A 26,699-nucleotide genomic window follows, 5' to 3' on the forward strand; every position below is an offset into this window, starting at 1 on the left:
ATCCCTCGATGCCCACCGCCGCCGACCTGCTGCCGCTGCTGCCCGAACTGGTGCTCGTCGGCATGGCGTTCGCGCTGCTGATGCTCGACCTGTTCCTCTCCGAGCGGCAGCGCTGGGTCACGCACGTGCTCGCGATCGGCACGCTGGTCGTCGTCGCGGGCCTGGTGGCCTCGGGCACGGGCGGGCAGGGCACGGTGCTCAACGGCATGTTCGTGCGCGATGTCACCGCCGACGTGCTGAAGCTGTTCACGTGCCTCGTGTCCGCGTTGTCGCTGGTCTACGCGTGGCCGTTCCTGCGCGAGCGCGGTTTGTACAAGGGTGAAGTGCCGGTGCTGGTGATGTTCGCCACCACGGGCATGATGCTGCTGGTGTCCTCCGGCAGCCTGGTGATGGTGTACCTGGGCCTGGAAATGCTGGCGCTGTGCCAATACGCGCTGGTGGCGATCGATCGCGACAGCCCGCTCGCGTCCGAAGCGGCGATGAAGTACTTCGTCCTCGGTTCGCTGGCCTCGGGCATGCTGCTGTACGGCATGTCGCTGATCTACGGCGCCACCGGCACGCTCGACCTGAAGGAGATCAGCGTCGCCATCGGCAGCGCGTCGCCGGGCCTGATGCTGACCGGCGTGGTGTTCCTGCTGGCGGGCATCGCCTTCAAGTTCGGTGCGGCGCCGTTCCACATGTGGCTGCCGGACGTCTACCACGGTGCGCCGACGCCCATCACCTTGTTCATCGGTTCGGCGCCCAAGCTCGCCTCGTTCGGCATGGCGTATCGCCTGCTCGAAACCGGCGCCGGTCCGCTCGACGATCGCTGGCGTCTGCTGATCGCAGGCCTGGCGGCGCTGTCGCTGGTCATCGGCAACCTGGCGGCGCTGGCGCAGACCAACCTCAAGCGCATGCTGGCGTATTCGACGATCTCGCACGTCGGCTTCCTGTTCCTCGGCCTCGCCGGCGGCGGGCCGCAGGGCTACGCGGCGGCGATGTTCTACGCGATCACCTACGCGATCATGTCGACCGCGGCGTTCGGCGCGATCGTGGTGCTGTCGCGCAAGGGCTTCGAGAGCGACACCATCGACGACTTCAAGGGCCTCAACAGCCGCAGCCCGTGGATGGCCTTGCTGGTGCTGTGCGTGATGGCCTCGCTGGCCGGCGTGCCGCCGTTCCTGGGCTTCTGGTCCAAGCTGGTCGTGCTGCGCGCCGCGATCGAGGGCGACATGCTGTGGCTGGCGATCGTGGGCATCGTGTTCGCGGTGATCGGCGCGTTCTACTACCTGCGCGTGATCAAGGTGATGTACTTCGACGAGCCGGTGGGCGAGGGCCCCCGCGAGCGCGACGACATGCCCGTCCGCGTGGCCTTCGGCGTCAACGCGATGCTGCTGCTGGTCCTCGGCATCCTGTGGAACCCCATCATGCAGTGGTGCCTCGCGTCGTTCCGTTGACACGGAAATCGTGACCCGCGTTGCAGAACGAAAGGCCGGTCGCGAGATCGGCCTTTTTTTCGTTGTCATGTAAGTATCACGCGCTGTTAACGAAACCTTCACTCCGGTAGTGTCGCCCGTTCCCGTGATCCGGGAAGGACCGATGGCCCTTTCGCCATCGACACACCAGGGGATTCCAACGTTGGTTACGTCTAGTTTTCGCAAGGGGATGAAGCGCAGCGCGCTGTTCGTCGCGCTGGGAATGAGCTTCGCAGCGGGCGTGAGCGCCCAGTCGAACATCACGGGCATGATCTACGGCCACGCACCGGTGGGGACCGGCAGCACGGTCGTGATCCAGAACCTCGACACGGGCCTGACCCGCACGTTGCAGGTCGGCGCCGACGGCGACTATCGCGCCGCGTCGCTGCCCAACGGCCGGTACAAGGTGACGTTGCAGAAGGATGGCGCGGTCGTCAGCGTCCGCGACAACATCCAGGTCAACATCGCCGGCGGCACCGAGGTGTCGTTCGCCTCGGCCGGCGGCACCACCAATTTCGACGCGGTCGAAATCATCGGCGGCGGCGTGCCGCTGGTCGACGTGTCGCAGACCGACACGCGCACGGTGCTCACCGCCGAACAGCTGTCCAAGATCTCGATCAACCGCGACGTCGCCAGCGTGGCGCTGCTCGCGCCGAGCGTGGTGCGCAGCGACAGCTACAGCGGCGTGCCGAGCTTCGGCGGGTCGGCTGCGTCGGAGAACGCGTACTTCATCAACGGCTACAACGTCACCAACCCGCTGACCTCGGTGGGCTTCACGACGTTGCCGTTCGAGGCGATCGGCGAGCAGCAGATCCTCACGGGCGGTTACGGCGCCGAGTTCGGCCGTTCCACCGGCGGCGTGATCAACCTGGTCACCAAGCGTGGCGGCAACGAGTGGCACGGCGGCGTCTACACGATCTGGACGCCCGAAGCCACGCGCGCCGCACCGCGCGACGTGTACTACGCGAACACCGGCTTCTACCCGGCCGACAACGCGGCCCGCGCGATCAACGAGCGCACCGACGGCACGCTGAACATCTGGCGCCAGCAGAACCTGTCGTGGTCGCTGACCACCGGTTTCTACGGCAGCGGCGCGCTGATCAAGGACCGCCTGTTCGTCTTCCTCGATGCGGAAACCACCAAGCGCGAAGGCACCGAAGTGCTGTCGGGCCGCACGGACCTGGCGAACTCCACGGCCGCGCAGACCGGCTGGCGCGCCTATCGCTTCAACTCGCCGCGCTGGGCCGCCAAGGTCGACTGGAACATCAACGACAACCACCTGATCGAATTCACCGGCATCCAGGACCGCACCACGACGCACTCCGAGCGCAGCGATTTCTCGTACGCGACGTTCACGCACAACACGATCCCGCGCCAGATCACGACGAACGACGACGACGCGCGTTTGTACGTCGCGAAGTACACCGGCTACCTCACCGACGACCTCACGCTGTCGGCGATGTACGGCGAGCAGTCCATCAGCCACAACAACGTGACGATGGGCTACAACCCGAACTGCCCGCAGATCAGCGCGCCGGCGAACGCGCAGGCCCCGGGCCTGGTGTATCGCAATTGCCAGCCGTCGACGTCCACCACGATCCCGTTCTCGCAGCCGGAAGAATCCACCAGCGGCTGGCGCATCGACTTGGCCTACGTGCTCGGTGACCACGAACTGCGCGTCGGTTACGAGCGCCAGGATGCGGAAGCCTCCGTGCACACCGGCCGCGCCGGTGGCCAGCTGTGGACCTACGCGCGCGCCGCCACGCCGACGACGCCGATCGCCACGTTCATCGGTTCGCCGTCGTCCGGCGGTGGCCTCGGTGCGCAGGGTTACTACGTCACGCGCACCGTGCTGCAGGCCAACTCGGATCCGAGCGTCGAGCAGGCCTCGCAGTACCTGGAAGACCGCTGGCACGTCACCGACAACCTGCTGCTGTCGCTGGGCCTGCGCAACGAGCAGTTCACCAACTTCGACGGCCTGGGCCGCCCGTACATCTCGCAGCGCAACCAGCTGGATCCGCGCGTCGGGTTCTCGTGGGACATGAAGGGCGACGGCACGCTGAAGCTGTTCGGCAACGTGGGCCGCTACCACCTCGCCACGCCGAACCAGGCCGCCATCCGTGGTGCGTCCGCCTCGCTCAACACGACCGAGTACTTCACCTACACGGGCGTCGACCCGGTGACGGGCGCGCCGACCGGCACGAACCGCATCCCGATGACGCCGGCGCCGACGATCTGCCCGGGCACGCAGGCGGTCTCGTCGAACCTGGAATGCGGTTCCGCACCGGATCCGCTGACCACGACGGCGAAGAACCTGAAGTCGCATTACCAGGAGGAGTACATCGTCGGCTTCCAGCAGGGCCTGTCCGCCACGTACGCGTGGGGTGCGAAGTTCACCTACCGCGACCTGAAGAGCGCGATCGACGACGTGTGCGGCGCGCTGCTGCGCAACAAGTGCCTCAACGCCAACCCGGGCGAGACGAACACGTTCATCTTCAAGAACGCGGACGGCTCGTACACGGAAGCCACGTTCACGGCCGAGCAGCTGGGCTTCCCGGCGTTGAAGCGTCGTTACTACGCGCTTGACCTGTTCGCCGAGCATTCGTACGCGGACAACTGGTACGGCAAGCTCGAGTACACGTACTCGAAGAACTGGGGCAACACCGAAGGCCAGCTGGCATCGGACCTCGACACGGGCGCCGGCGGCCAGGCCGACGTGGGCCGCACGCAGGACTGGGACCTCCCGGAACTGATGGTCGGCTCCAACGGCCTGCTGCCGAACCACCGCAAGCATGCGTTGAAGGCGTTCGGCTACTACCAGTGGAACGACCAGTGGCGCACGGGCGCAACGCTGATCACGGCGTCGGGCCGTCCGCGCAACTGCACCAGCCACTACCCGGCGGACAACGCGAGCCTCTACAACGGTTCGGCGTACTGGTTCTGCGGCCTGTCCGGTTCGGGCACCGCGCCGGGCTCGGCCAACTACCGCGCGCCCGCCGCCGACTACGCGATTTCCCCGCGTGGCTCGCACGGCGAAACGCCGTGGCTGGTCCAGCTGAACCTCAACGTGGCGTACGAGCCGACGTGGCTGGAAGGCCTGACGCTGCAGGCGGACATCATCAATGTCCTCAACCGGCAGACGGCGGGTTCGTACAACCCGCGCTACGAGCAGGGCACGGCCACGGTGCGTCGCAACGTGCCGAACCAGTTCTACGGCCAGGAGATCCAGATTTCGGAACCGCGCTCGCTGCGTTTGATGGCGCGCTACGACTTCTGATCGCAGGGTGGGTGAACCGGAACCGCCGGCGTTTGCCGGCGGTTTCTTCCTTCGGGTTGCAATGCCGCGGCGGGTTCCGCATAATGCGCGGCCTGCTGCGGGGTGGAGCAGTCTGGCAGCTCGTCGGGCTCATAACCCGAAGGTCGCAGGTTCAAATCCTGCCCCCGCTACCATGTTCAAGCGAAACGGCGATCCGGAAACGGGTCGCCGTTTTCGTTTGTGCCGATGGCGTGTCGGTTTGCGCAAGGTTGCGCGAATTGCACGGCGGATTCCCGTGCATTCGCCAAGGCCGCGGGACGCCTCCGGCCCTCGATAGGGCTTGTATCCTCTGGTTGACCGCGTATCCTCCCGGATACAGTCGTCGGCATGTTCGAACTTCGCCGCACACCGGAATTCAGAACGTGGCTCGCGTCCCTCACCGATGGCCGCGCGCGCACCAAGGTGTTGTCGCGGATGTCCAACATGTCGCTCGGCAATGTCGGCCCGTGCAAGCCGGTGGGTGGTGGCGTGTCGGAGTCGAGGATCGATTACGGCCCCGGTATCGGGTGTATTTCGTCACCCGCGCCACGCGCGTCATCGTGTTGCTGGCGGGCGGCGACAAATCCACGCAAGCGCGCGACATCCGCCGCGCGAAGGCGCTGGCGGCGGGACTGGGAGCCATCCACGGAGCCATATGACCACCACGACGGAAAAATTCGACATCACCGAATACCTCGTCGACGACGAGACGATGGCGAACTACCTGGCCGATTGCCTGGCCGAAGGCGGCATCGCGCTCTTCCTCCACGCCATGGGCGAGGTCGCCCGCGCGCGCGGGATGAGCATGATTGCTGCAGACACGGGCCTCACGCGCGCCAGCCTGTACAAGGCGCTCGGCGAAGGCGGCAACCCGGGGTTGGGCACCATCGCGCGCGTGCTCGACACGCTCGGGTTCTCGCTGTCGGTCGTGCCGAAGGCGCGGCCCGCGAAGCGCGCGGCCAAAACCGCACGCAGGAAGCCCGCGTCGGTTCCGTCGGCGCGAAAGTCGGTGGCAACGAAACCCCGCAAGAACATCGTCAGGAAATCGCCCTGATCGCACCCAACGTCGGCAACGCCTTCCAGGTGCCGACGCGGTAGAGCGTTCCGATCGCCGGCAGTGCGCGAGCGTCGAATCGCCGCACGTGCGGACACTGCATCGCACGCGGCAGGTTCTGCTTCCTGTGGATTTGCCGACACAGTTCGCAGACAAATCGGCTTCGCATGTCAGACGCGGGACGCCCCTGCACGCACCACGCATTGCCTACGGTCAGCGGCCCTTCTTTCCGACGAGGCCGACATGCCGATCCATCCGCGACTTCCGCGCACGATTTCCCTTGCCTGCGCACTCGCACTCACCCTGTCCATCGCACCCCACGCCTTCGCCGATGACAGCGGCGATGCCGCGCCACCCGCGCGCTTCACCGGCCCGCTTGTCAGTGGCGCACCCTCGCTGCCGCAGGGGCTGTTCAACATCGAGCCGTACCTGATCTACAACCACGTCGACGCGTACTACGACGCGAACGGCGATCGCCACTCGCTCGCCGAATCATCGGCGGGCTGGCACCTCGCCGTGCCGATGCTCTACGGCATCACCGACCGCCTCACCATCGGCGCCGTGCTCAACGCCTTCCACGGCGACAACGCGTTCGGCGACGGCACGACGCGCATGGGCGATGCGTCGGTATCGGTGATGTACAAGTTCCTGCAAGGGCAGGGCGCCGCGCGTCCATCGCTCACCGCCGTGTTCCGCCAGAACCTGCCGATCGGCAAGCACGATCAGATGGACCTGGAGCCGCACGACCTCACCACGGGCAGCGGCGCGGCCACCACCACGGTCGGGCTGCACGGCCAGGTGTATTCGACGCTCGGCGGCCGCACGCTGCGCAGCCGCGCCAACCTCAAGTACACGCTGCCCTACGACGGTGCGACGGTGCATGGCGAAAGCGTCTACGCCACGTTCGCCGGGTTCGAAGGCGTCGCCGACCTGCAAGGCGGCTGGCAGGCGACCACCGGCTTCGAATACGCGCTCGATTCGCGCTGGGTGCTGGCGATCGACGGCGTGTACGAACGCGACTTCGGCGTGGCGATCGGCGATGCCGACGGTCGCTTCGTCTCGAAGTCCCCGCACGCGTGGCGCTTCTCGGTCGCGCCCGCCGTCGAATACCACTTCAACGACAACGTCGGCGTCATCGCCGGCGTCTTCGCCTCGCTCGCGGGGCGCAACAGCAGCGCGGTGCTCGCACCGCAGGTCGCGGTCAACGTCGCGTTCTGACGCCACTGCCAACGGAGGTTTGCATGTTCAAGGATCTGTTCGCCATCAAGCCCGTCGCGCTCGCGACGGCCGGCGCCGGCGGGGCGCCGGAACTGCAGCGCACGCTCGGTGCGCGGCAACTGTTGTTGCTCGGCGTCGGCGCGATCATCGGCGCCGGCATCTTCGTGTTGTCCGGCCATGCGGCCGCCAATCACGCCGGGCCCGCGGTGTTGCTGAGTTTCGTGCTGGCCGGCATCGCGTGCGCGCTTGCGGGGCTGTGCTACGCGGAGTTCGCGGCGATGTTGCCGGTGTCGGGCAGCGCGTATTCGTACGCCTACGCGACGCTGGGCGAATCGGTCGCGTGGTTCATCGGGTGGAACCTGGTGCTGGAATACCTGTTCGCGGCCTCGGCGGTCGCGGTGGGATGGTCGGGATACCTCAACAGTTTCCTGGCGTCGTTCGGCATGGGCTTGCCGGAATGGCTGGCGAGTGCGCCGCTGTCCGTCGTCGATGGCGCGCTCGTGCACACGGGGGCGTTGGTGAACCTGCCCGCCGTGCTGCTGATCGCCGGCTTGAGCGGCCTGTGCTATGTGGGCATCCGCCAGTCGGCGGCCATCAACGGCGTGATCGTGGCGATCAAGGTGGCGGTGATCGTGTTGTTCGTCGCGTTCGCGGCGGGCTACGTGATGCCTGAGCACTGGACGCCGTTCATCCCCGAGAACGAAGGCCCGGGCAAGTTCGGCATCGAAGGCGTGGTGCGTGGCGCGTCGATCATCTTCTTCGCGTACATCGGCTTCGACGCGGTGTCGACGGCGGCGGGCGAGGCGAAGGATCCGCAGCGCACGATGCCCATCGGCATCCTCGGGTCGCTTGCGGTGTGCACGGTGATCTACATCGTGTTCGCGGCGGTGCTGACGGGCCTGGTGCCGTATACGGAACTCGGCACGCCGAAACCGGTGGCGACCGCGCTGGAAGGGCATCCGGAGCTGGCGTGGCTGAAGACCGCGGTGGAGATCGGTGCGATCGCGGGCCTGAGCTCGGTGGTGCTGGTGATGCTGATGGGGCAGCCGCGCATCTTCTACGCGATGGCGCAGGACGGGTTGCTGCCGAAGCTGTTCGGCCGCGTGCATCCGCGCCATCGCACGCCGCATGCGGGCACGGTGGTCGTCGGCACGGTGGCGGCGTTGCTGGCGGGCTTCCTGCCGATCGGCCTGCTCGGCGACCTGGTGTCGATGGGCACGTTGCTGGCGTTCGCGACGGTGTGCATCGGGGTGCTGGTGTTGCGCCACACGCGGCCCGACGTGCCGCGCCCGTTCCGCGTGCCGGCGGTGTGGGTGATCAGCCTGTCGGGGACGGTCGCGTGCCTGTACCTGTTCTGGCAGGTGTTCGCCGAGCACTGGGAACTGATGGCGGCGTGGACCGTGATCGGGCTGGTGATTTATGCGGTGTATGGGTATCGGAACAGTCGACTGCGGTCGACTGCGGCCTGAGGTTTCCGTCGCGCGCCGGAATCCGGCGCGCGGCGCGGCATTCCCTGACGGCGCCATGGCCCGCGTCCCGCTACGGTGCGGGCATGGCGAACGACGCGGCCAGCACGGTGACCTGGCGACCCTCTTGGTGGGTCGTCGGCGCGCACCTGGTCTTCGGCGTTTTCGGGGGCATCGGGCTGGTCGCGTCGGCGCTGCCGCGCGACCTCGCTATTCCCGGGGCCTGCGTCGCGCTGCTGGCCGGTGCATTGCGGGCGCTCCGGGAACGGCGTCGGCCCGCCCGCACGTTGCGCATCGCGGAACTCGACCTGCACTGGCGCGGTCCGTTGGCCTTCGATACGCGCCACGGCCTGTCCTGGTGGCCCGATACCCTGGCGGCGCGGGGGCGGCGGGCCATGCGACTCGCGGCATCACGGCAGGAATGAGAGGATAGCGGCCGCATGTTCAAACCCATTCCTGTCGCCATCGGCCTGCGCTACCTCCGCGCCAAGCGCCGCAACGGTTTCATCTCCTTCATTTCGCTGGCATCGATCCTCGGGATCGCGCTGGGCGTGACTGCGCTCATCACCACGTTGGCGGTGATGAGCGGGTTCCAGCGCGAGATCCGCGACCGCATGCTGCAGATGGCCGCGCACGCCACCGTCAGCGGTTACGGCGAGCCCCTGCAGGACTGGCCGCACGCAGTGCGCGTGGCCACGGCGGACAAGCGCGTCGCCGGCGCGGCGCCCTACATCGAAACCCAGGGCCTGCTGCGCGGCGCGCGCAACCAGCCCGCGATCGTCCGCGGCGTGATCCCGTCGGAAGAGGGCAAGGTGTCGGTGCTCGGCGAGAAGATGGTCGTCGGCAAGCTCGACGCCCTGCAGCCCGGCCAGTTCAACATCGTGCTCGGCAAGGAACTGGCGATGTGGCTGGGCGTCAACGTCGGCGACAGCGTCGTGCTCACCACCGACCTGCAGGCCACGCCCATGGGCGCGATGCCGCAGTTCAAGCGCTTCAGGGTGAGCGGCCTGTTCGAAGCCGGCTACAACGAATTCGACAAGGGCCTGGCCGTCGTCAACCTGCAGGACGCGCAGAAGCTGCTGCGCATGGGGGATGGCGTGACCGGCGTGCGGCTGCGCCTGTTCGACATGGACCAGGCCTTCGACGTCGCGCGCGAACTCGCCGAGCAATTGCCCGGCCCGTACAGCGTCAGCGACTGGACGCGCGAGAACGCCAACATGTTCCGCGCGCTGAAGATGGAAAAGACGGTGATGGCGATCCTGCTGTCGTTGCTGATCGCGATGGGCGCGTTCAACCTGGTGTCGTCGCAGGTGATGCTGGTGACGGACAAGCAGGCCGACATCGCGATCCTGCGCACGCTGGGCCTCACGCCCAACGGCGTCATGCAGGTCTTCATGGTGCAGGGCTCGCTGATCGGCATCATCGGCACGGTGCTCGGCGTGGTCGGCGGCGTGCTGCTCACGCTCAACCTCGACCACATCCTGGCCGGCATCGAAAAGGTGCTCGGCGTGCAGCTGATGCCCGAGGACGTCTACTACATCACCGGCCTGCCCACCGAACTGAAGGCGGACGACGTGGTGGTGATCGCGCTGGTCGCGCTGGGCATGGCCTTCATCGCGACGTTGTACCCGGCCTGGCGCGCAGCGCGCACGGCCCCGGCGGAGGCCCTGCGTTATGAGTGATGCATTGCGCGCGGAAGGCCTGGCCAAGACGTACGCCGAAGGCGACCTGAAGACGCACGTCTTCCATGACGTGAGCCTGTCGGTGGTGGAAGGCGAAACGGTCGCGATCCTCGGTGCATCAGGCGCCGGCAAGTCGACGCTGCTCCACCTGCTCGGCGGGCTCGATACGCCGACGGCGGGCGAAGTGTGGGTCGCGGGCCAGCGCATGAACGCCCTCACCGACGCGGCGCGCGGCAAACTGCGCAATCGCGCGCTGGGCTTCGTGTACCAGTTCCATCACCTGCTGCCGGAATTCACCGCGCTCGAAAACGTGATGCTGCCGGTGCTGCTGGATGGCAAGCCGGTGGCCGAAGCCGCCTCGCGTGCGCAGGTGCTGCTCGAAAACGTCGGCCTCTCGCATCGCCTGCAGCACAAGCCCGGCGAGCTCTCCGGCGGCGAACGCCAGCGTGCCGCCGTCGCGCGTGCACTCGTCAACAAACCCGCGTGCGTGCTGGGCGACGAACCCACGGGCAACCTGGACGAACGCACCGCCGCGCACGTGTTCGAGCAGATGCTGGAACTCAACCGCGCGCAGAAGACCAGCCTCGTGCTGGTGACGCACGACCGCAGCCTGGCGCGCAAGCTGGACCGCGTGCTGGAACTCCACGAAGGCCGACTGCGACAACTGGCACCCAGCGAGGTGTGACATGCGCGATGCGGCACGGATGCCGCGGAGGCCCACACCGGACGTCGCCCGCACAACGCCGCGCACGCCCGGGCCCATCGCCGTGGCGGTGTTGCTCACCTGCGGTGCGCTGGCCTGTCTCCGGTTGCCGGTGTTGCTGCCCGCGTGGGTCTGGATCTGCGTTGCGCTTGCAATCGCCGCACTCGTTTGCATGCCTTGGTGCAGGCAGCCGCGCAGTATTTTCGCGATGCGATGTGGCGCGATCGCACTCGCCGGCGCGCTGCTCGCCGGCATCCACGCGCACGTCGCGCTCGCACCGCCAGCGCACGCGCTCGCAGGCGCCGACACCCGCATTACCGGCCGCATCGTCGATCTTCCCGTCACCGAACCACGCCGCGTGCGATTCCACCTGCGCGTCGATGATGCGAGCGACCAACCCGAAGCACTGCGTGGCCGTCTCGTCCGCCTGGCCTGGTACGACGCGCGCGACGCCACCCCCGGCCCGCGCCCCACGGCCGGTAGCCGTTGGCATCTCGACGTGCGCCTGCGCCCGCCGCGCGGCCTGCGCAACCCGGGCACGCTCGACGCCGAACGCCACGCCTTCGCGCAACGCATCGCCGCGACGGGCTACGTGCGCAATCCCGCTTCCGCGCGAATCTTGTCGCCGCCGTCCGGCCTGCACGCTTGGCGCGCCCGCGTGTCCGATCGCATCGATGCCGCCGTCGCGCGCCCGAGCGATCGCTTCGTCCGCGCACTCGCCCTCGGCGACACGCGCTATCTCAGCGAACGCGATTGGGCCACGCTGCGCGCCACCGGCCTGACGCACCTCATCGCGATCTCCGGCTTCCATGTCGGACTGGTCGCCGGCTTCTTCGCATTGGGCGCATCCGCGCTCTGGCGACTGCTGCCATCCCTGGCGCTGCGCCTCCCGCGCCCCGCCGCCATGGCGATCGCGGCCTTGCTTGGCGCGTTGCTCTACACCGCGGCGTCCGGCTTCGCGCTACCGACGGTGCGTACCACGTTGATGATCGCGGTCGTCGCCGGCGCGCGCCTGGTGCGTCGACCACTGTCGCCTTTCGCCGCACTCGCGCTGGCGGTCACCGCGATGATCGTCGTCGATCCGTTGTCCCTGCTCGGCGCGGGCTTCTGGCTGAGCGTGTGCGGCGTCGCGTGGCTCGTGTGGTGCCTGCCGCGCGGCGACACGTCGTTGCTGCGGGGTTTCGCGAGTGCGCAGGCCGTCGCGACGATCGGGCTGTTGCCGCTCACCGTCGCGCTGTTCGGACAAGCTTCGCTCGCAGGGCCCATCGCCAACCTCGTCGCGATCCCGTGGTGGAGCCTCGTGGTGGTGCCGCTCTCGCTGCTCGGCACGGGGCTCGACACCGTGCAGCACGGCGCCGGCGACTGGGCGTGGCAAGCCGCGGCCTTCGCCTTCGATCTGCCGTGGCCCTGGTTCGAACACCTCGGCGACAGCGCACTCGCGTTGTGGTGGCTGCCTGAAGCGCGTTGGTTCGCGTTGCCGATGGCGTTGATCGCGGCGGCGTGGTGGTTGCTGCCGCGCCGCGTGCCCGGCAAGGCCCTCGCATCGCTCGCGTGGTTGCCGCTGCTGTTTCCCTCGCGCGAACTTCCGCCCCACGGCGGCGTGCGCCTCGATGTGCTCGACGTCGGACAGGGCCTGTCCATCCTCGTGCGCACGCAATCGCACACGCTCCTCTACGACATGGGCCCTGCGCAACACGACGGCTACGACGCAGGCGAACGCGCCGTCGTTCCCGCATTGCGCGCGCTCGGCGTGCGGAAACTCGACGTCGCGATCATCAGCCACGCCGACAGCGACCATGCCGGCGGTTGGCCCGCGGTGCGCCGCGCATTCCCGATCGCGCGAACGCTGACGCCCGACGGCAGCCCGACCGTCGCCGATGCGCCGTGCCTCGCCGGCCAGGCATGGCAACGCGACGGCGTCGTGTTCCGGATCCTGCATCCGGTCCCGTACTTCCCGTACCTCGGCAACGAAGCCGGCTGCGTCCTGCGCATCGAAACGCCGCACGGTGCCGCGCTGCTCACGGGCGATATCGGCGAAGTCATCGAACGCGCCCTCATCCATCGGGACCGGGCCTCGGTGCAAGCCGACGTGGTGCTGATCCCTCATCACGGCAGCGATGGCTCCTCCGACCCCGCGTTCATCCGCGCGACCGGCGCACGCCACGCCCTCGTGGCGTCCGGCGCGGGGAATCGCTTCGGGCACCCGCGCCCGGCCGTCGTGGCCCGCTGGTGCAGGGCAGGGGCCCGGGTCTTCGATACGGCGGCCAGCGGCGCAGTGCGCGCGGACATCGGTCCGGCCGGCACGCAGGTCGCGCCACGCCGCGCAACCCATCCACGACTTTGGGACGCAACGCCCCGGTCCCCCCGGAGCGCTGGGCTATGCTATCGCCCGCATCAAGGCGAAGGGCCCGCAACACCGCGGCCCGCGGAGGATTGAGCGTGCTGGAACTGGTGAAAGCGGGCGGCTGGCCGATGATCCCGCTGCTGCTGTTGTCGGTGGTCGCCCTGGCCATCATCGTCGAACGCTTCTGGAGCCTGCGGCGCAAGGTCGTCATCCCGCCCACCCTCGGCGCCGAAGTCCGCGCCTGGGCCGGCCGTGGCCGCCTGGACCCCACCCATATCGATTCGCTCCGCCGCAACTCGCCCCTGGGCGCGCTGCTGGCCGCGGCGCTCGACGTCCGCCACCGCCCGCGCGAGGAAATCCGCGAGCGCGTCGAAGACGTCGGCCGGCACCTCGTCCACAAGATGGAACGCTTCCTCAACACCCTCGGCACCATCGCCTCGGCCGGCCCGCTGCTCGGCCTGTTCGGCACCGTCGTGGGCATGATCCAGATGTTCCTCACGATCGGCGACCAGGGCATCGGCGACGTCAACGAACTCGCCGGCGGCATCGGCAAGGCGCTGGTGTGCACCGCCACCGGCATGATCGTCGCGGTGCCCGCGCTGTGCTTCCACCGCTATTTCCGCGGCCGCATCGCCACGTACATCGTCGACATGGAACACGAAGCCTTCCAGTTGATGGACGCGCTGGACCCGCGCGCCGCCGCGCAGCGCGTGGCCGCCGCGAGCGCGTACGCCGACGGCACGATCGACCGCGGCCCGTCCGCCGCGCCGGCCCACGCGAACGCCGACTGACGCATGCGCATCCGCGACTTCCGCGACGACGACACGCCGGAGATCAACCTGATCCCGATGATCGACGTCGTCCTGTGCCTGATCATCTTCTTCGTCGTCACCACCACGTTCGACGCGCGCTCCGTGCTCAAGCTGCAACTGCCGCAGGCCAACGGCCAGCCGGTGGAAGCCAAGGGCAAGCAGCTCAGCGTGCTCGTGAATGCCGAAGGCCGTTATTTCATCGATGACCGCGAAGCCCTGCGCACCGATGTCGAATCGCTGAAGCAGACGCTCGTCGACGTGGCCGGCAACGATCGCACCATGTCCGTGCTGCTGCGCGCCGACGGCCGCACGCCGCACCAGTCGGTCGTCACCGCGCTCGATGCGCTGGGGCAGCTCGGATTCTCGAAGGTGTCGATCGCCACCGCGCCGCCGGTCGTGCAGAAGGCGGCCACGCGATGACGGCCGCGACGCCCGCGCAGACCTACCGGCGCTTGCTCGGCTACGCGAAGCCGTATCGCGCCTGGCTCGGCATTGCCGCGTTCGCGATGATGCTGGAAGCCGCCGCGAGCTACGGCATCACGCGCCTGCTCAAGCCCATCGTCGATGGGCTGGCGGATCCGAAGAGTTTCGAGATGTGGTTGCCGGCGGCGTTGATCGGCTTGTTCATCGCGCGCGGTCTGTGCGGCCTGGCGGGCGATTACACGATGGCGCGCTCCGGCCGCGGCGTGGCGCGCGACTTGCGCCTGCTGCTGATGGGCAAGTATTTCCGTTTGCCGGGCGAACGCTTCGATGCAGAACCCGTCGCGTCGATGCTCACGCGCCTGGGCGGCGACACCGAACAAGTCGCGCAGGCCGCCGTGGATGCGCTGAAGGTGATGATCAGCGCCAGCCTGATGACGGTCGCGATGCTGTGGGCGATGCTCGACACCAGCTGGCGCGTCACGATCGCGCTGTTGCTGCTCGCGCCGGCGCTGGTGTTCGCGATGAACAAGGTCGGCAGTCGCTACCGCAACATCAACCATCGCATCCTCGAGAACGCCGCCGACATGCTGCAGTCCGCCGACCAGGCGCTGCACGGCCACCAGGAAGTGAAGATCTACGGTGCGCAGGATGCGGAGATCGGCCGCTACGCCGCGCAAACGCAGAAGAACCTGCAGCTCGCGCTGAAGGTGGAGGTCACGCGCGGTTCGATCTCCTTCTTCGTGCAGGTGCTCGGCGCGATGGGCATGGCCCTCCTGCTGTTCCTCGCCGCGCGCGAAGCCGCCGCGGGTCGCCTCACTGCCGGCGATTTCACCGTGCTGATGACGGCGATGGTCGGCATCATCCCGCCGCTGCGCCAGCTGACCAACGTGCAGGCGATGCTCCAGCGCGGCGTCAATTCGGCCGAGCGCGTGTTCACCGTCATCGACACGCCCGACGAACGCGACACCGGCACCACGCCGCTGCCGCGCGCCAAGGGCCTGCTGGAATTCCGCAACGTCACCGCGCGTTACGCGGGACAAACGCGGCCGGCGATCCAGGACATCAGCTTCACCGCGCGGCCGGGCACGGTCACCGCGATCGTGGGGCGCTCGGGCAGCGGCAAGACCACGCTGATCAAGCTGATCCCGCGCTTCTACGAACCCGAATCCGGCCAGGTGCTGCTCGACGGCCAGCCCATCGATGCGTATCCGCTGGGCGACTTGCGTCGCCAGGTCGCGATGGTCTCGCAGCGCGTGATCCTGTTCGACGCGAGCATCGCCGACAACGTGGCCTACGGCGAAATGATGGGCGCCGAACCGGCCAAGCTCGCCAGCGCCGTGCGCGGTGCGAACGCGATGGAATTCGTCGAACGCCTGCCGAGCGGCCTGGACACGCGCATCGGCGAACACGGCGGGCGCCTGTCGGGCGGACAGCGCCAGCGCCTCGCGATCGCGCGCGCCTTGTTGAAGGACGCCCCGATCCTGATCCTCGACGAAGCCACCGCCGCGCTCGACAACGAATCCGAACGCCTCGTGCAGGACGCCCTCGATCATTTGATGCCCGACCGCACCACGCTGGTCATCGCGCATCGCCTGTCGACGATCGAACACGCCGACCAGGTGCTGGTGCTCGACGAAGGCCGGCTGGTGGAGCAGGGCACGCACGCCGAACTGCTCGCGCGCGGGGGCGTGTACGCGCACCTGCACCGCATGCAGTTCCGCGACGCACCGGCCGAGGCATGACCAAGGCGCGCCTGCCGGCCTGGTGGTTCGACAACGCGCCGGTGCCGTTGATCGCGCGCGCGGTGTCCTCGGTGTACGGCGATGTCACGCGCCTGCGCCGCGGCCTGTATTCACGGCACCTGCTGCGCCAGCATCGCGTGCCGGTGCCGGTGGTCGTCGTCGGCAACATCGCCGTCGGCGGCACGGGCAAGACGCCGCTCACCATCGCCATCGTCGAACGCCTGCGCGATGCGGGCTGGACGCCGGGCGTTGCCAGCCGCGGCCACGGACGACGTGAAGAACGCACGCCGCGCTGGGTCGAACGCAACACGTCGCCCGACGAGGGCGGCGACGAACCTGTATTGATCGCGATGCGCACGGGCGCGAAGGTCCGCGTCGATCGCGACCGCGTTGCCGCCGCACGCGCGCTCGCGCAGGCGGGCTGCGACATCGTGGTGTGCGACGACGGCCTGCAGCATTACCGCCTCGCGCGTGACGTGGAAATCGACGTCGCCGACGGCCGCCGCGGTCGCGGCAACGGCCAGCTGTTGCCGGCCGGCCCGCTGCGCGAACCGATCGAACGCGCGATGCGCTGCGATTTCCGCGTCGTGAACGTCGGCGCCGGCGGCGACGGCGAAGGCATCGCCGGCTTCGGCGAATGGCCGATGCAACTGGTGCCGGGCGATGCGCATCCGCTGGTCGGCGGCCGGCCGCGTCCGCTTGCGTCGTTCGCCGGCCAGCGCGTGCACGCCGTCGCCGGCATCGGCAATCCCGATCGCTTCTTCGCGATGCTGCGCGACCGCGGCATCGCGGTGGTGCCGCATGCGTTCTCCGATCACCACGTGTACGTTGCGGCCGATTTCGAATTCGGCAGCAAGCTCCCGGTGCTGATGACCGAGAAGGACGCCGTGAAGTGCCGCGCGCTGGCCGACGCGGACTTCCATTCCGTCCCGGTGCGTGCCGAATTGCCCGAAGCCTTCTGGATCGCCTTGCTCGATCGCCTCCCGCCGCGCACGCAGGACACGACCGCATGACCGACACGCCCGATTTCGTCGTCGCGATCCCCGCGCGGTACGCGGCCACGCGCCTGCCCGGCAAACCGCTGCGGCTGATCGGCCGCGAGCCGCTGGTGCTGCATGTCGCGCGCCGCGCGCTGGCCGCCGGCGCACACGATGTGTGGGTGGCCGCGGACGACCAGCGCATCGCCGACGCGCTCGAAGGCAGCGGCGTGCGCATCGCGATGACGTCGCCGGACCATGTCTCGGGTACCGACCGCCTCGCCGAATGCGCACGCATCGCGTGCTGGTCGGACGACACGATCGTGGTGAACCTGCAGGGCGACGAACCTTTCGCCCCCGCATCGGGGCTGCGCGCGGCCGCGTCCGTGCTGGCGAGCTCCGGCGCGGAGATGGCGACCCTCGCCACGCCGATCGACGACGTCGCCACGCTGCTCGATCCGAACGCCGTGAAACTGGTGCGCGCCGCGAACGGCGACGCGCTCTATTTCAGTCGCGCGCCGATCCCGTGGCCGCGCGATGCATTCGCGACGTCACGCGACACGATGCCCGCGGGCGGCCCTTGGCTGCGCCACATCGGCCTGTACGCGTACCGCGCCGGCTTCCTGCAAACCTTCACGGCGTTGCCGCCCGGTCGCCTGGAACGCATCGAATCGCTGGAACAACTGCGCGTGCTCGAAGCCGGCCATCGCATCGCGGTCGCGTTGTCGCCGGAACCCTTCCCGCCGGGCGTCGACACGCCCGAGGACCTCGCGCGCGCCGAAGCGCGATGGGCATCGCAACGTTGATGCCTGCCCGGCCGGGCAATGGGCCCATGCTGCATCGCAAGCAGGCCTAGAATCGACGCGCGACGCGACGTTCGGGATCCAGGGGGAGTGGTGGCAATGGGGTTGGCGCAGGTTCCGGGGTTTCCTTCGACATTGCAGTGGCTCAACGCCGGCGTGGCACCGCCCGGCGCGATGCCGGGCTGGCTGACGGCGATCGCCTTCGCCAACCTGGGCTCGGCCTGGTCGCTGCAGGCCCTGCAGGCGTTGCAGACGCTGCGCGCGCGCTACCCCAATCGCCTTCGCGCCCTCGTGCTGCACGTCCCGCGCTTCGACCACGAGCGTGATGCGCGGCGCGCGATGAAACGCGCGCATCGCGAGGGCATCACGCTGCCGCTGGCGCTCGACGCCGACTGGGTGGCCTGGCAGCAGTTCGGCGTGCGCGTGTGGCCAACCGTGTTCCTGGTGGACGGCATGGGCCAGGTGCAGGCGCGCATCGAAGGGGAAGGCGTGCTTGCCGACCTCGAACGTCGCCTGCAGGCGATGGAGTCCGATGCGCCCGGCGACGATCCCACGCTGCAACGCCGCGTGCGCGAACCCGATCTGCCGCTGCGCTTCCCGATGGGCCTGGCGGTCAACGCGCAATACCTCTACGTCGCCGACAGCGGCCACCACCGCATCCTCGAATGCAGCCACGCCGGGCGCGTGCTGCGGCAGTTCGGCAGCGGCGACCCGGGCCTGATCGATGGCGATGCGGGGCATGCGTCGTTCCAGTCGCCGCATGGCCTCACGCTGATGCGCGACACGCTGTACGTCGCCGACTGCGGCAACCACGCGGTGCGCCGGATCAACCTGCGCACGGGCGACATCGACACGCTGTGCGGCAACGGCCGCCGCGGCGCGCCGAAGGAAGGCCCGGTGCGCGCGTCGCAGGACGTGATGCTGGATTCGCCGCGCGCCGTCGCCGCGGTCAACGATCAATTGCATATCGCCCTCGCCGGCGACAACCAGGTGTGGAGCTACGACCTCGGCAAGGCGACGCTCACGTTGCGCGCGGGCTCCGGCGCGCTGGACGTGAAGGACGGGCGCGGCGCGTCCGCCGCGTTCGCGCAGCCGGTCGCGCTGGCCGCGGTGCAGCAGACGGTGTACGTGTGCGATGCCGCGGGTTCGGCGATCCGTTCGCTGCAACTGCGCGACAACGCGGTGCAGACGGTGGTCGGGCAGGGCGCGTGGGCGTTCGGCCAGGCCGACGGGCCGCGCACGATCGCGCAGTTGCAGGAACCGCAGGCGATCGCGCTGGATCCGGATTCGCCGACCCTGTGGATCGCCGACGCGGGCAACGATCGCCTGCGCAGCCTGCGCCTGGGCGGCGGCGACCTCACCTCGCACCCGCTCGCGCAGCCGCTGCACGGGCCGGCCGGGATGGCGGTGGGGGCGGGCGCGGTGTGGATCGCGGACACGGACGCGCACGCGGTGCTGCGCGTGGAGCCGAAGACCGGGGCCGTGCAGCACCTGCCGATCGGCGAATGAGGCGTCAGAACCCGCCTCATCGCCGATCCCCGATAATCCCTGCATGACGCAAGACCCCACCCCGCCGCCCTTCGACGGCAAGGCCTTCGCCCGCGGCCTCGGTTCGCAGCCGGGCGTGTACCGCATGTACGGCAAGGACGACGCGATCCTGTACGTCGGCAAGGCGCGCGTGCTGAAGAACCGCGTCGGCAGCTATTTCAACGCCACGCCCAAGACCACGCGCACGATGGCCATGCTCGCGCAGGTCCAGCGCATGGAAGTGACGGTGACGCGCACCGACGCGGAGGCGTTGCTGCTCGAGAACCAGCTGATCAAGTCGCTGCATCCGCGCTACAACGTGCTGCTGCGCGACGACAAGAGTTATCCGTACGTGCTGCTGACGCAGGAAGCCTGGCCGCGCCTGGCGTTCCATCGCGGGCCGAAGTCGATCCCCGGGAAATACTTCGGGCCGTATCCCAGCGCGGCGGCGGTGCGCGAAACGCTGAACTCGATGCACAAGCTGTTCAAGCTGCGCAGCTGCGAGGACAGCGTGTTCCGCAACCGGTCGCGGCCGTGCCTGCAGTACCAGATCGGACGGTGCAGCGCGCCGTGCGTGGGATTGGTGCAGGCGCGCGAATACGCCGATGCGATGCGGCGTGCGTCGTTGTTCCTCGACGGGCGCAGCGAGGAGCTCGGCAACGAACTCACCACGTCGATGGAAGCGGCCAGCACGCGCCTGGATTTCGAGGAAGCCGCGCGCCTGCGCGACCTCATCACGACGATCCGCAAGTTGCAGGCGCGCCAGTACGTCGACGGCCAGGCCGCGGACCTCGATGTGTTGTCGGTCGCGATGCAGGGCGCGTCGGCCTGCGTGCTGCTGCTCGCCTTCCGCGACGGGCGCAACCTGGGCACGCGCGCGTTCTTCCCGAAGAGCAACGGCGCACCGCCCGATGAAGTGCTGGCCGCGTTCGTGTCGCAGTACTACGCCGAGCAAACGCCGCCGAAGGAAATCGTGCTCGACCGCGACGTGCCGGATCGCGAACTCATCGAAGTCGCGCTGTCGGAAGCCAGCGGCCGCAAGATCCAGCTCAAGTGCAACGTGCGCGGCGATCGTGCGGGCTACGTCGACCTCGTGCGCCGCAACGCCGAACTCACCCTCGCCACGGAACTGGCCACCCACGCCGCCCAGAGCGCGCGCGCCGAGGCCCTGCGCGATCTGTTCGGCCTGACGGAGGTGCCCAAGCGGATCGAATGCTTCGACATCAGCCACACGATGGGCGAGGCCACGGTCGCTTCGTGCGTCGTGTTCGATTCGAATGGGCCCGTGCGCAGCCAGTACCGCCGCTACAACATCGCGGGCATCGAACCGGGCGACGACTACGCAGCGATGCACCAGGCCCTCGAGCGCCGCTTCAAGCGCGCGATCGAAGAGGGCGGGGTGATGCCCGACGTGCTGCTGATCGACGGCGGCAAGGGCCAGCTCGCGCAGGCCAACGCGGTCCTGGGCGAACTCGGGGTCGGGGGCATCGTGGTGGTCGGCGTGGCCAAGGGCGTGGAGCGCCGCGCGGGCCACGAGACGCTGCTGATGCCCGACGGCCGCGAACTGCGCCCGGGCCCGGAATCCCCCGCGCTGCAACTCGTGCAGCAGGTGCGCGACGAAGCCCACCGGTTCGCGATCACCGGCCACCGTGGCCGCCGCCAGAAGGCGCGCGCCAGCAGCCGGTTGGAAGACATCCCCGGGATCGGTCCGCGCCGCAGGCAGAGCCTGCTGAAGCATTTCGGGGGATTGGCGGGCCTGAAACAGGCCGGGGCCGAGGAGATCGCGCGCGTGGAAGGCATCAATGCCGCGCTGGCCGAGCGAATCTATGCGACGCTGCACGGGCTGCCGATGCCCGCGACGGGGCCGGCGGCCACGGGGAACGACGAGGCAGGACGCAACGCATGAAGATGACGGTACCGACCATGCTGACCCTGGCGCGGATCGCGATGATCCCGATCCTGGTGGTCGTGTTCTACCTCCCTTACAAATGGACCAACTTCGCCGCGGCGTTCGTGTTCGCCTTCGCCTCCATCACGGATTGGCTGGATGGCTGGATCGCGCGGCGCTACCACCAGTACTCGGCGTTCGGCGCGTTCCTGGATCCGGTGGCCGACAAGCTGATGGTGGCCACGGCCCTGTTCCTCATCGTGCAGAGCCATCCCACGCGCTGGATGGCGCTGTGGGCCGCGGTGATCGTGGGCCGCGAAATCGCGGTCTCCGCGCTGCGCGAATGGATGGCGGAGCTGGGCCAGCGCGCGAAAGTGGCCGTGGCCTCGGTGGGCAAGATCAAGACGATCGTGCAGATGGTCGCGGTGACGCTGCTTTTGTACCAAGCCTCATTCTTCGGCATTCCCGTGTTCACGATCGGGGAATGGATGCTCGCGGTCGCGGCCCTGCTCACGTTGTGGTCCGGCTACGAATACCTGCGAGCGGCCTGGCCCTCGTTGCGTGCGCAGGCCGTGCAGCCGGGTGTTGACAGCCCATGATTCGTCATTAGAATGTCGGGCTCACCGCGGGAATAGCTCAGTTGGTAGAGCACGACCTTGCCAAGGTCGGGGTCGCGAGTTCGAGTCTCGTTTCCCGCTCCAGATTGTGGACCTCGAGTCCATTTGACGAAGCCCCGTTCGCGGGGCTTCGTTGTTTTCGCGGGATGTGTAGAATCCCGCAGCGATACGTCATCCGGCCGGGTGGCAGAGTGGTTATGCAGCGGACTGCAAATCCGCGTACGCCGGTTCAATTCCGACCTCGGCCTCCAGATTCGAATGTGCGCCCCGTTTGAAGCATCCCTTCATGCGGGGCGTTTTCATTCGTACGCGCGATCGCCTTCAGGCACGAATCGCGCGTGTCGCACGAGTTCGGTGTACGTCACCGCGGCGTCCTTCGGATTCCCGGTGCGGTAGAAGTTGATCGCGTAGAGCTCGCCGGGCAGCGCCACCGCGAATTCGACGACGAAGTCGTCGTCCCCGAGGTCTTCGATGCGCATCGTCGCCGGCTCGCCGCCGGGCATCGCGAAGGGCGTGTACGGGACGACGTCCTTGATCCCGGGCCATTCCGGATCGGGCCGCGACAGGTTGTCGATGTAGCGCTTCAGGTGCGCCGCGGGCGTCGCGTTGCGAAGTGCGAGCGGCGCTCCGAACAACGTGATGCGGACGTCCTCGTTGCCGTCGCGCGAATGCCCGATCGGGCCATCGTCCCGCGCCTCGATCGTCCATCCGGCGGGGAGCGCCAGGCGCAGGCGTCCCCAGACGATTTCCGCGGGCGCGGCGGTGGACGCCGCGTGGGATGTGCGTGCGCTGGAGACGATCGCATCGGCAGGACCCACCAAACCGACGACAAGGGCCAACGACAGCAGCGTGCGAACCTGCATGGTGATTCCCCTGGATGTTCGTGCCATCGGGAACAGCGTCGGCGGTCACTTCAACACAGAATGGCGCCTTCCGCCCGGGCGTTCCGGTGCCCGTGGCGCCAGTGCTAAATTCGCCAGCTCCCCCGCGTCGACGCACGAGTTCCCATGACGACCTCGACCCCGTACCCCATCGGCACGCCCCTCCAGCCCTGGGGCGATGCCGAAAAGCAGCAGTGGCGTGCGCGCCAGGTGCGCCACCGCAGCCACGCCGACGATGTCGTGGCCGTCGTCGATCGCCTGCGTTCGCGCTTCGACGTGACGGAATACGGCCGCCTCGATTACGACGGCGAAACGTTTCCGCTGCTCGCGATCCAGTCGCGCCACTGGGACGACACGCTGCCGACGATCCTGGTCACCGGCGGCGTCCACGGCTACGAGACCAGCGGCGTGCATGGCGCGCTGCAGTTCGTCGACCAGCACGCGGAGGCGTACGCGGGCCGCATCAACCTGCTGGTCGTGCCGTGCGTCAGTCCGTGGGCCTACGAGCGCATCCATCGCTGGAATCCGTTGGCGATCGATCCCAATCGTTCGTTCCGCGACGGCAGCCCGGCGGAGGAATCCGCAGCGCTCGTGCGCCTGTTCGCACCGTTCCGCGATCGGGCCCTGGTGCACATCGACCTGCACGAAACCACCGACACCGACGAAACCGAATTCCGCCCCGCGCTCGCCGCACGCGACGGCAAGCCGTCCACGCCCGAAGGCATCCCCGATGGCTTCTACCTCGTCGGCGACACCGAGGATCCGCAGCCGGACTTCCAGCAGGCGATCATCGCGGCGGTGGAGCAGGTGACCCACATCGCGCCGCCGGACGCGAAGCACGAAATCATCGGCTCGCCGGTGGTCGCGCACGGCGTCATCAACTATCCGGTGAAGGCGCTCGGCCTGTGCGCGGGCATCACCAACGCGCGCTACCGCACCACGACCGAGGTCTATCCCGACAGCCCGCGCGCCACGCCCGAGCAGTGCAACGCCGCGCAGGTGGCGGCGTTGCGGGCGGCGATCGATTACGCGCTGGCGCATCCGTAGGCCACGCGCGCGATGGCTGACGCTGCGATCCCCGCGCTCGACGACTGCAGCCCGCGCAACCCGCTGTACATCGCCCATCGCGGTGCAGCGGCGCTGTCCCCGGAGAACACACTCGAGGCGTATCGCGCGGCGTATGCCACCGGGCTGCGCGTGATCGAGCAGGATGTGGTCGTGCTCGCCGACGGCGCCCTCGCGGTGATGCACGACGACACGGTGGACCGCACGACGGATGGCTCCGGCCTGGCGCAGACGTTCGACACCGCGCGCTTCCGTGCGTTGCGGATCGATGCGCGCCGCTACGCGGGCTTTCCCGCTTTCGTGTCGCCGCCGTTGTTCGCGGACGTGCTGTCGGAGTTCAAGGGCCGCGTGCTGTTCGTGCCCGAAGCCAAGGCGCGGGGGTGTGGCGCGGCGTTGGCGAATGCATTGTCGTCGGCCGGCATCGAGCAGCAGCACGCGCTCGTGCAGGCCTTCGCGCTTGCGGACCTCGCCCCCGCGATCGCGGCGGGCTATCCCGCGATGTTCCTCACCGCGCGCCGCGATGCGATCGCCGAGGCGCGCGCGATGGGCGTGACGTGGGTGGGGCTGGACCGCAAGGCGCCCGACGCGGTGTACGCGGCGTGGCGCGACGCGGGCTTCCGGATGATCGCGTGGACCGTCAACGATCGCGCCGAACGCGATCGGTTGCTCGCGCTCGGCGTGTCGGGCTTCTTCTCCGACGACCCGCTGTCGCTCACTCGCGGGGCTTGATCCGCAGGCTCAACACGATCGTCGCCGCCAGGATCAGCGCGACCACCACCAGCGACCACACGATCGGGATCTTCACGAAGTCCAGCAGCAGCATCTTCGAGCCGATGAACACCAGCACGGTGGCCAGGCCGTAGGGCAGCAGGTGGAAGCGTTCGGCCATGCCCTGCAGCAGGAAGAACATCGCGCGCAGGCCCAGCACGGCGAAGACGTTGGACGTCAGCACGATGAAGGGATCGCTGGTGATCGCGAAGATGGCGGGGATGGAATCGACCGCGAAGATCACATCGGTGATGCCGATCAGCACCACCACGACGAACAGCGGCGTGAACCAGCGGCGCCCTTCGCGCATGAACCACATCGCATGGCCGTGGTAGCCGTCGCTCAGCGCCAGGTGCCTGCGCATCCACTTCAACGCGGGATTGGCTTCCAGGTCCGGCGGCTTGCCGGCCGCGAGGAACATCTTGATCCCGGTGAAGACCAGAAACGCGCCGAACACGTAGAGGATCCAGTGGAAGCGTGCCAGCAGCAGCGCGCCGGCGAAGATCATGATCGCGCGCAACGCGATGGCGCCCAGCACGCCGATCACCAGCACGCGCTGGCGTTGTTCCTCCGGCACCGCGAAGTACTGGAACAGCAGCAGGAACACGAAGATGTTGTCGACCGCGAGCGACTTCTCGACCACGTAACCGGTGAGGAACTCCAGGCCGACGCGCTGCCCCGCGACGGGGCCCGATTCGCGCCCCACCCACCACCACAGCGCCGCGTTGAACGCGAGCGCCAGCGCCACCCAGCCGAGGCTCCACCACGTGGCCTCGCGCATCGTGACCTTGTGCGGCCCGCCGTGGCGCATGAGCACGAGATCGACCAGGAGCGCCGCGATCACGACGGCGGCGAATGCAACCCAGAGCCCGGGACTACCGATGGTTTCCATGGGGACCGATGCTAACGTGCGAAGACACCGTGACGCTTCACGCCAACGACGATCTGCACCACCGGACATTCCCGCGGGCCGCGGCGCGGTTTCCGAGAGTGCGGGGCGCGCACGTCGCGCCCCGCCGGTCACGCGGTCAGAGCAGCGAGCAGTCGTCCAGGGTTGGCATCCCCATGATTTCGCCGCCCCCTGTGCAGGCGAGCGTGATGCGGTCGCCCTTCGCCAGGCTGGCCGCGTGCTGCGGCAGCAGGCCATGCGCCTGGACAATGCTGAAGTCGCCGCCCGAAAGCTGGACGACGGGTTCGTCCGCGATTCCCGATTCAATCGACTCGACCACGCCCGTCACGCGCAACGGCTTTCCCTTGTATTGCTGGTCTGCAGCGACTTCATTGGCGCTGTAGGACGCCTGGAGGGCGCGCGCATTGATGGAAATCGCGTCGGCCGCCTGGGCCTGCGTCGTGGAGGGCGTCGTCGTGTCGGCGGCATCCGACACTGCCGCGATGCTGCCGGCGAAGATCAGGAGCCCAATGAAGTAGATGGCAGGTGACACGAGCAGTGACGCGAGCATCGGGAAAATCCCGGCCATCGCGCCGCGCTTCGACATCGCGACGATCGCGAGGATGAAGGCGACCAGGTTCAGCGGCCAACCAACGAACATCCCGGTGCCGGGTATCGGCAGCAGGAAACACACCCACGCAATCGCAAGGCACACCCACGCGGCTTTGGCGCTCGCGTTGGACGCGGGCACGGCAATGGCATTCATTACTTTCAGTTCCCCTGTTGTCCGGGCCCCCTGCCCGGAATCGGAGGACCTTATAGCAGTTGCGTGCAGGAACACGCCACGTCGTGCCACGTGGTTAGAATCGCGCCAGGCACGCGCCCGGATGGCGAAACTGGCAGACGCAAGGGACTTAAAATCCCTCGACCGCAAGGTCATGTGGGTTCGATCCCCACTCCGGGCACCATAAAATAAGGCGTTTGTGCATTGCGGCGTGACCGACCACTCATCCCGTGGGACACTCTTGGGACAGTAGCTGTCAACTCGTCCCAATATGGCAACGATTGAGCCACGTGTCGCAAGTGATGGA

The 26,699-nt window shown here is 68.3% G+C and carries 21 protein-coding genes, 4 tRNA genes and 1 pseudogene; 23 read left to right on the forward strand and 3 right to left on the reverse strand.

Annotation, left to right across the window (positions count from 1 at the left end; all coding sequences use genetic code 11):
• Positions 1–8: 8 nt before the first annotated feature.
• From nuoN to LYSCAS_RS12895, 20 genes and pseudogenes are all read left to right on the forward strand, one after another.
• Positions 9–1,436 (forward strand): NADH-quinone oxidoreductase subunit NuoN, encoded by a 1,428-nt coding sequence (gene nuoN / locus LYSCAS_RS12800; protein WP_407075147.1) that lies wholly within the window; start codon positions 9–11, stop codon positions 1,434–1,436.
• A gap of 208 nt (positions 1,437–1,644) precedes the next feature.
• A complete protein-coding gene (locus tag LYSCAS_RS12805; protein ID WP_244858540.1) occupies positions 1,645–4,731 on the forward strand; it encodes a TonB-dependent receptor in 3,087 nt (1,028 codons plus the stop codon).
• A 96-nt stretch (positions 4,732–4,827) separates the two neighbouring features.
• A tRNA-Met gene (locus LYSCAS_RS12810) sits at positions 4,828–4,904 on the forward strand.
• Positions 4,905–5,404: 500 nt separating this feature from the next.
• On the forward strand, positions 5,405–5,803 hold the full coding sequence (locus tag LYSCAS_RS12815; protein ID WP_213434417.1) for an addiction module antidote protein: 399 nt from the start codon (positions 5,405–5,407) through the stop codon (positions 5,801–5,803).
• Positions 5,804–6,046: 243 nt separating this feature from the next.
• Positions 6,047–7,021 carry a hypothetical protein gene (locus LYSCAS_RS12820; RefSeq protein WP_213434418.1) on the forward strand — a complete coding sequence of 325 codons (975 nt, stop codon included), beginning with the start codon at positions 6,047–6,049 and terminating at the stop codon, positions 7,019–7,021.
• 23 nt (positions 7,022–7,044) lie between these two features.
• The gene (locus tag LYSCAS_RS12825; RefSeq protein ID WP_213434419.1) at positions 7,045–8,490 is read left to right on the forward strand and encodes an amino acid permease; all 1,446 of its coding nucleotides are present in this window, start codon (positions 7,045–7,047) and stop codon (positions 8,488–8,490) included.
• 83 nt (positions 8,491–8,573) lie between these two features.
• The gene (locus tag LYSCAS_RS12830) at positions 8,574–8,912 is read left to right on the forward strand and encodes a hypothetical protein (RefSeq protein WP_213434420.1); all 339 of its coding nucleotides are present in this window, start codon (positions 8,574–8,576) and stop codon (positions 8,910–8,912) included.
• Positions 8,913–8,927: 15 nt separating this feature from the next.
• A complete protein-coding gene (locus LYSCAS_RS12835; protein WP_213434421.1) occupies positions 8,928–10,169 on the forward strand; it encodes a lipoprotein-releasing ABC transporter permease subunit in 1,242 nt (413 codons plus the stop codon).
• Entirely contained in the window at positions 10,162–10,854 is a 693-nt protein-coding gene (gene lolD, locus LYSCAS_RS12840) for a lipoprotein-releasing ABC transporter ATP-binding protein LolD (RefSeq protein ID WP_213434422.1), read from the forward strand. Before LYSCAS_RS12835 ends, lolD begins: the two co-directional genes overlap by 8 nt.
• 19 nt (positions 10,855–10,873) lie before the next feature.
• A pseudogene (locus tag LYSCAS_RS12845) lies at positions 10,874–13,418 on the forward strand (DNA internalization-related competence protein ComEC/Rec2); the annotation flags it as partial.
• The gene (locus LYSCAS_RS12850) at positions 13,312–14,007 is read left to right on the forward strand and encodes a MotA/TolQ/ExbB proton channel family protein (protein ID WP_213434423.1); all 696 of its coding nucleotides are present in this window, start codon (positions 13,312–13,314) and stop codon (positions 14,005–14,007) included. The pseudogene LYSCAS_RS12845 and the gene LYSCAS_RS12850, both read left to right, overlap by 107 nt.
• Before the next feature lie 3 nt (positions 14,008–14,010).
• Entirely contained in the window at positions 14,011–14,448 is a 438-nt protein-coding gene (locus LYSCAS_RS12855) for an ExbD/TolR family protein (RefSeq protein ID WP_213434424.1), read from the forward strand.
• Complete coding sequence (gene msbA, locus LYSCAS_RS12860) at positions 14,445–16,193, forward strand: lipid A export permease/ATP-binding protein MsbA (RefSeq protein ID WP_213434425.1); 1,749 nt, start codon at positions 14,445–14,447, stop codon at positions 16,191–16,193. Before LYSCAS_RS12855 ends, msbA begins: the two co-directional genes overlap by 4 nt.
• Positions 16,190–17,206, forward strand: a complete 1,017-nt coding sequence (gene lpxK / locus LYSCAS_RS12865) for a tetraacyldisaccharide 4'-kinase (RefSeq protein WP_213434426.1) — start codon at positions 16,190–16,192, stop codon at positions 17,204–17,206. Before msbA ends, lpxK begins: the two co-directional genes overlap by 4 nt.
• The gene (gene kdsB / locus LYSCAS_RS12870) at positions 17,203–17,976 is read left to right on the forward strand and encodes a 3-deoxy-manno-octulosonate cytidylyltransferase (protein ID WP_213434427.1); all 774 of its coding nucleotides are present in this window, start codon (positions 17,203–17,205) and stop codon (positions 17,974–17,976) included. Before lpxK ends, kdsB begins: the two co-directional genes overlap by 4 nt.
• A 96-nt stretch (positions 17,977–18,072) precedes the next feature.
• A complete protein-coding gene (locus LYSCAS_RS12875; RefSeq protein ID WP_213437830.1) occupies positions 18,073–19,482 on the forward strand; it encodes a hypothetical protein in 1,410 nt (469 codons plus the stop codon).
• Between the two features lie 43 nt (positions 19,483–19,525).
• Positions 19,526–21,406 carry an excinuclease ABC subunit UvrC gene (gene uvrC / locus LYSCAS_RS12880; protein ID WP_213434428.1) on the forward strand — a complete coding sequence of 627 codons (1,881 nt, stop codon included), beginning with the start codon at positions 19,526–19,528 and terminating at the stop codon, positions 21,404–21,406.
• Positions 21,403–21,987 (forward strand): CDP-diacylglycerol--glycerol-3-phosphate 3-phosphatidyltransferase, encoded by a 585-nt coding sequence (pgsA, locus tag LYSCAS_RS12885; RefSeq protein WP_213434429.1) that lies wholly within the window; start codon positions 21,403–21,405, stop codon positions 21,985–21,987. Before uvrC ends, pgsA begins: the two co-directional genes overlap by 4 nt.
• 26 nt (positions 21,988–22,013) lie before the next feature.
• Positions 22,014–22,089: transfer RNA gene (locus LYSCAS_RS12890), tRNA-Gly, on the forward strand.
• A 93-nt stretch (positions 22,090–22,182) separates the two neighbouring features.
• A tRNA-Cys gene (locus LYSCAS_RS12895) sits at positions 22,183–22,256 on the forward strand.
• A gap of 48 nt (positions 22,257–22,304) precedes the next feature.
• On the opposite strand, the gene LYSCAS_RS12900 is transcribed toward LYSCAS_RS12895, so the two are convergent.
• On the reverse strand, positions 22,305–22,868 hold the full coding sequence (locus LYSCAS_RS12900) for a hypothetical protein (RefSeq protein ID WP_213434430.1): 564 nt from the start codon (positions 22,866–22,868) through the stop codon (positions 22,305–22,307).
• 144 nt (positions 22,869–23,012) lie between these two features.
• On the opposite strand from LYSCAS_RS12900, the gene LYSCAS_RS12905 reads away from it, so the two are divergent.
• Positions 23,013–23,933: a M14 family metallopeptidase gene (locus LYSCAS_RS12905; RefSeq protein ID WP_213434431.1), complete on the forward strand. Its 921-nt coding sequence runs from the start codon at positions 23,013–23,015 to the stop codon at positions 23,931–23,933.
• A 12-nt stretch (positions 23,934–23,945) separates the two neighbouring features.
• The gene (locus LYSCAS_RS12910) at positions 23,946–24,680 is read left to right on the forward strand and encodes a glycerophosphodiester phosphodiesterase (protein WP_213434432.1); all 735 of its coding nucleotides are present in this window, start codon (positions 23,946–23,948) and stop codon (positions 24,678–24,680) included.
• Here LYSCAS_RS12910 and LYSCAS_RS12915 read toward each other — a convergent pair.
• Complete coding sequence (locus LYSCAS_RS12915) at positions 24,664–25,611, reverse strand: TerC family protein (RefSeq protein WP_213434433.1); 948 nt, start codon at positions 25,609–25,611, stop codon at positions 24,664–24,666. The genes LYSCAS_RS12910 and LYSCAS_RS12915 overlap by 17 nt on opposite strands.
• A gap of 136 nt (positions 25,612–25,747) precedes the next feature.
• On the reverse strand, positions 25,748–26,374 hold the full coding sequence (locus LYSCAS_RS12920; RefSeq protein WP_213434434.1) for an OB-fold protein: 627 nt from the start codon (positions 26,372–26,374) through the stop codon (positions 25,748–25,750).
• 115 nt (positions 26,375–26,489) lie between these two features.
• Here LYSCAS_RS12920 and LYSCAS_RS12925 point away from each other — a divergent pair.
• A tRNA-Leu gene (locus LYSCAS_RS12925) sits at positions 26,490–26,576 on the forward strand.
• The last annotated feature ends 123 nt before the right edge of the window (positions 26,577–26,699 follow it).

The sequence above is a fragment of the Noviluteimonas caseinilytica genome (assembly GCF_018406605.1).
Lineage (GTDB): Bacteria > Pseudomonadota > Gammaproteobacteria > Xanthomonadales > Xanthomonadaceae > Noviluteimonas > Noviluteimonas caseinilytica.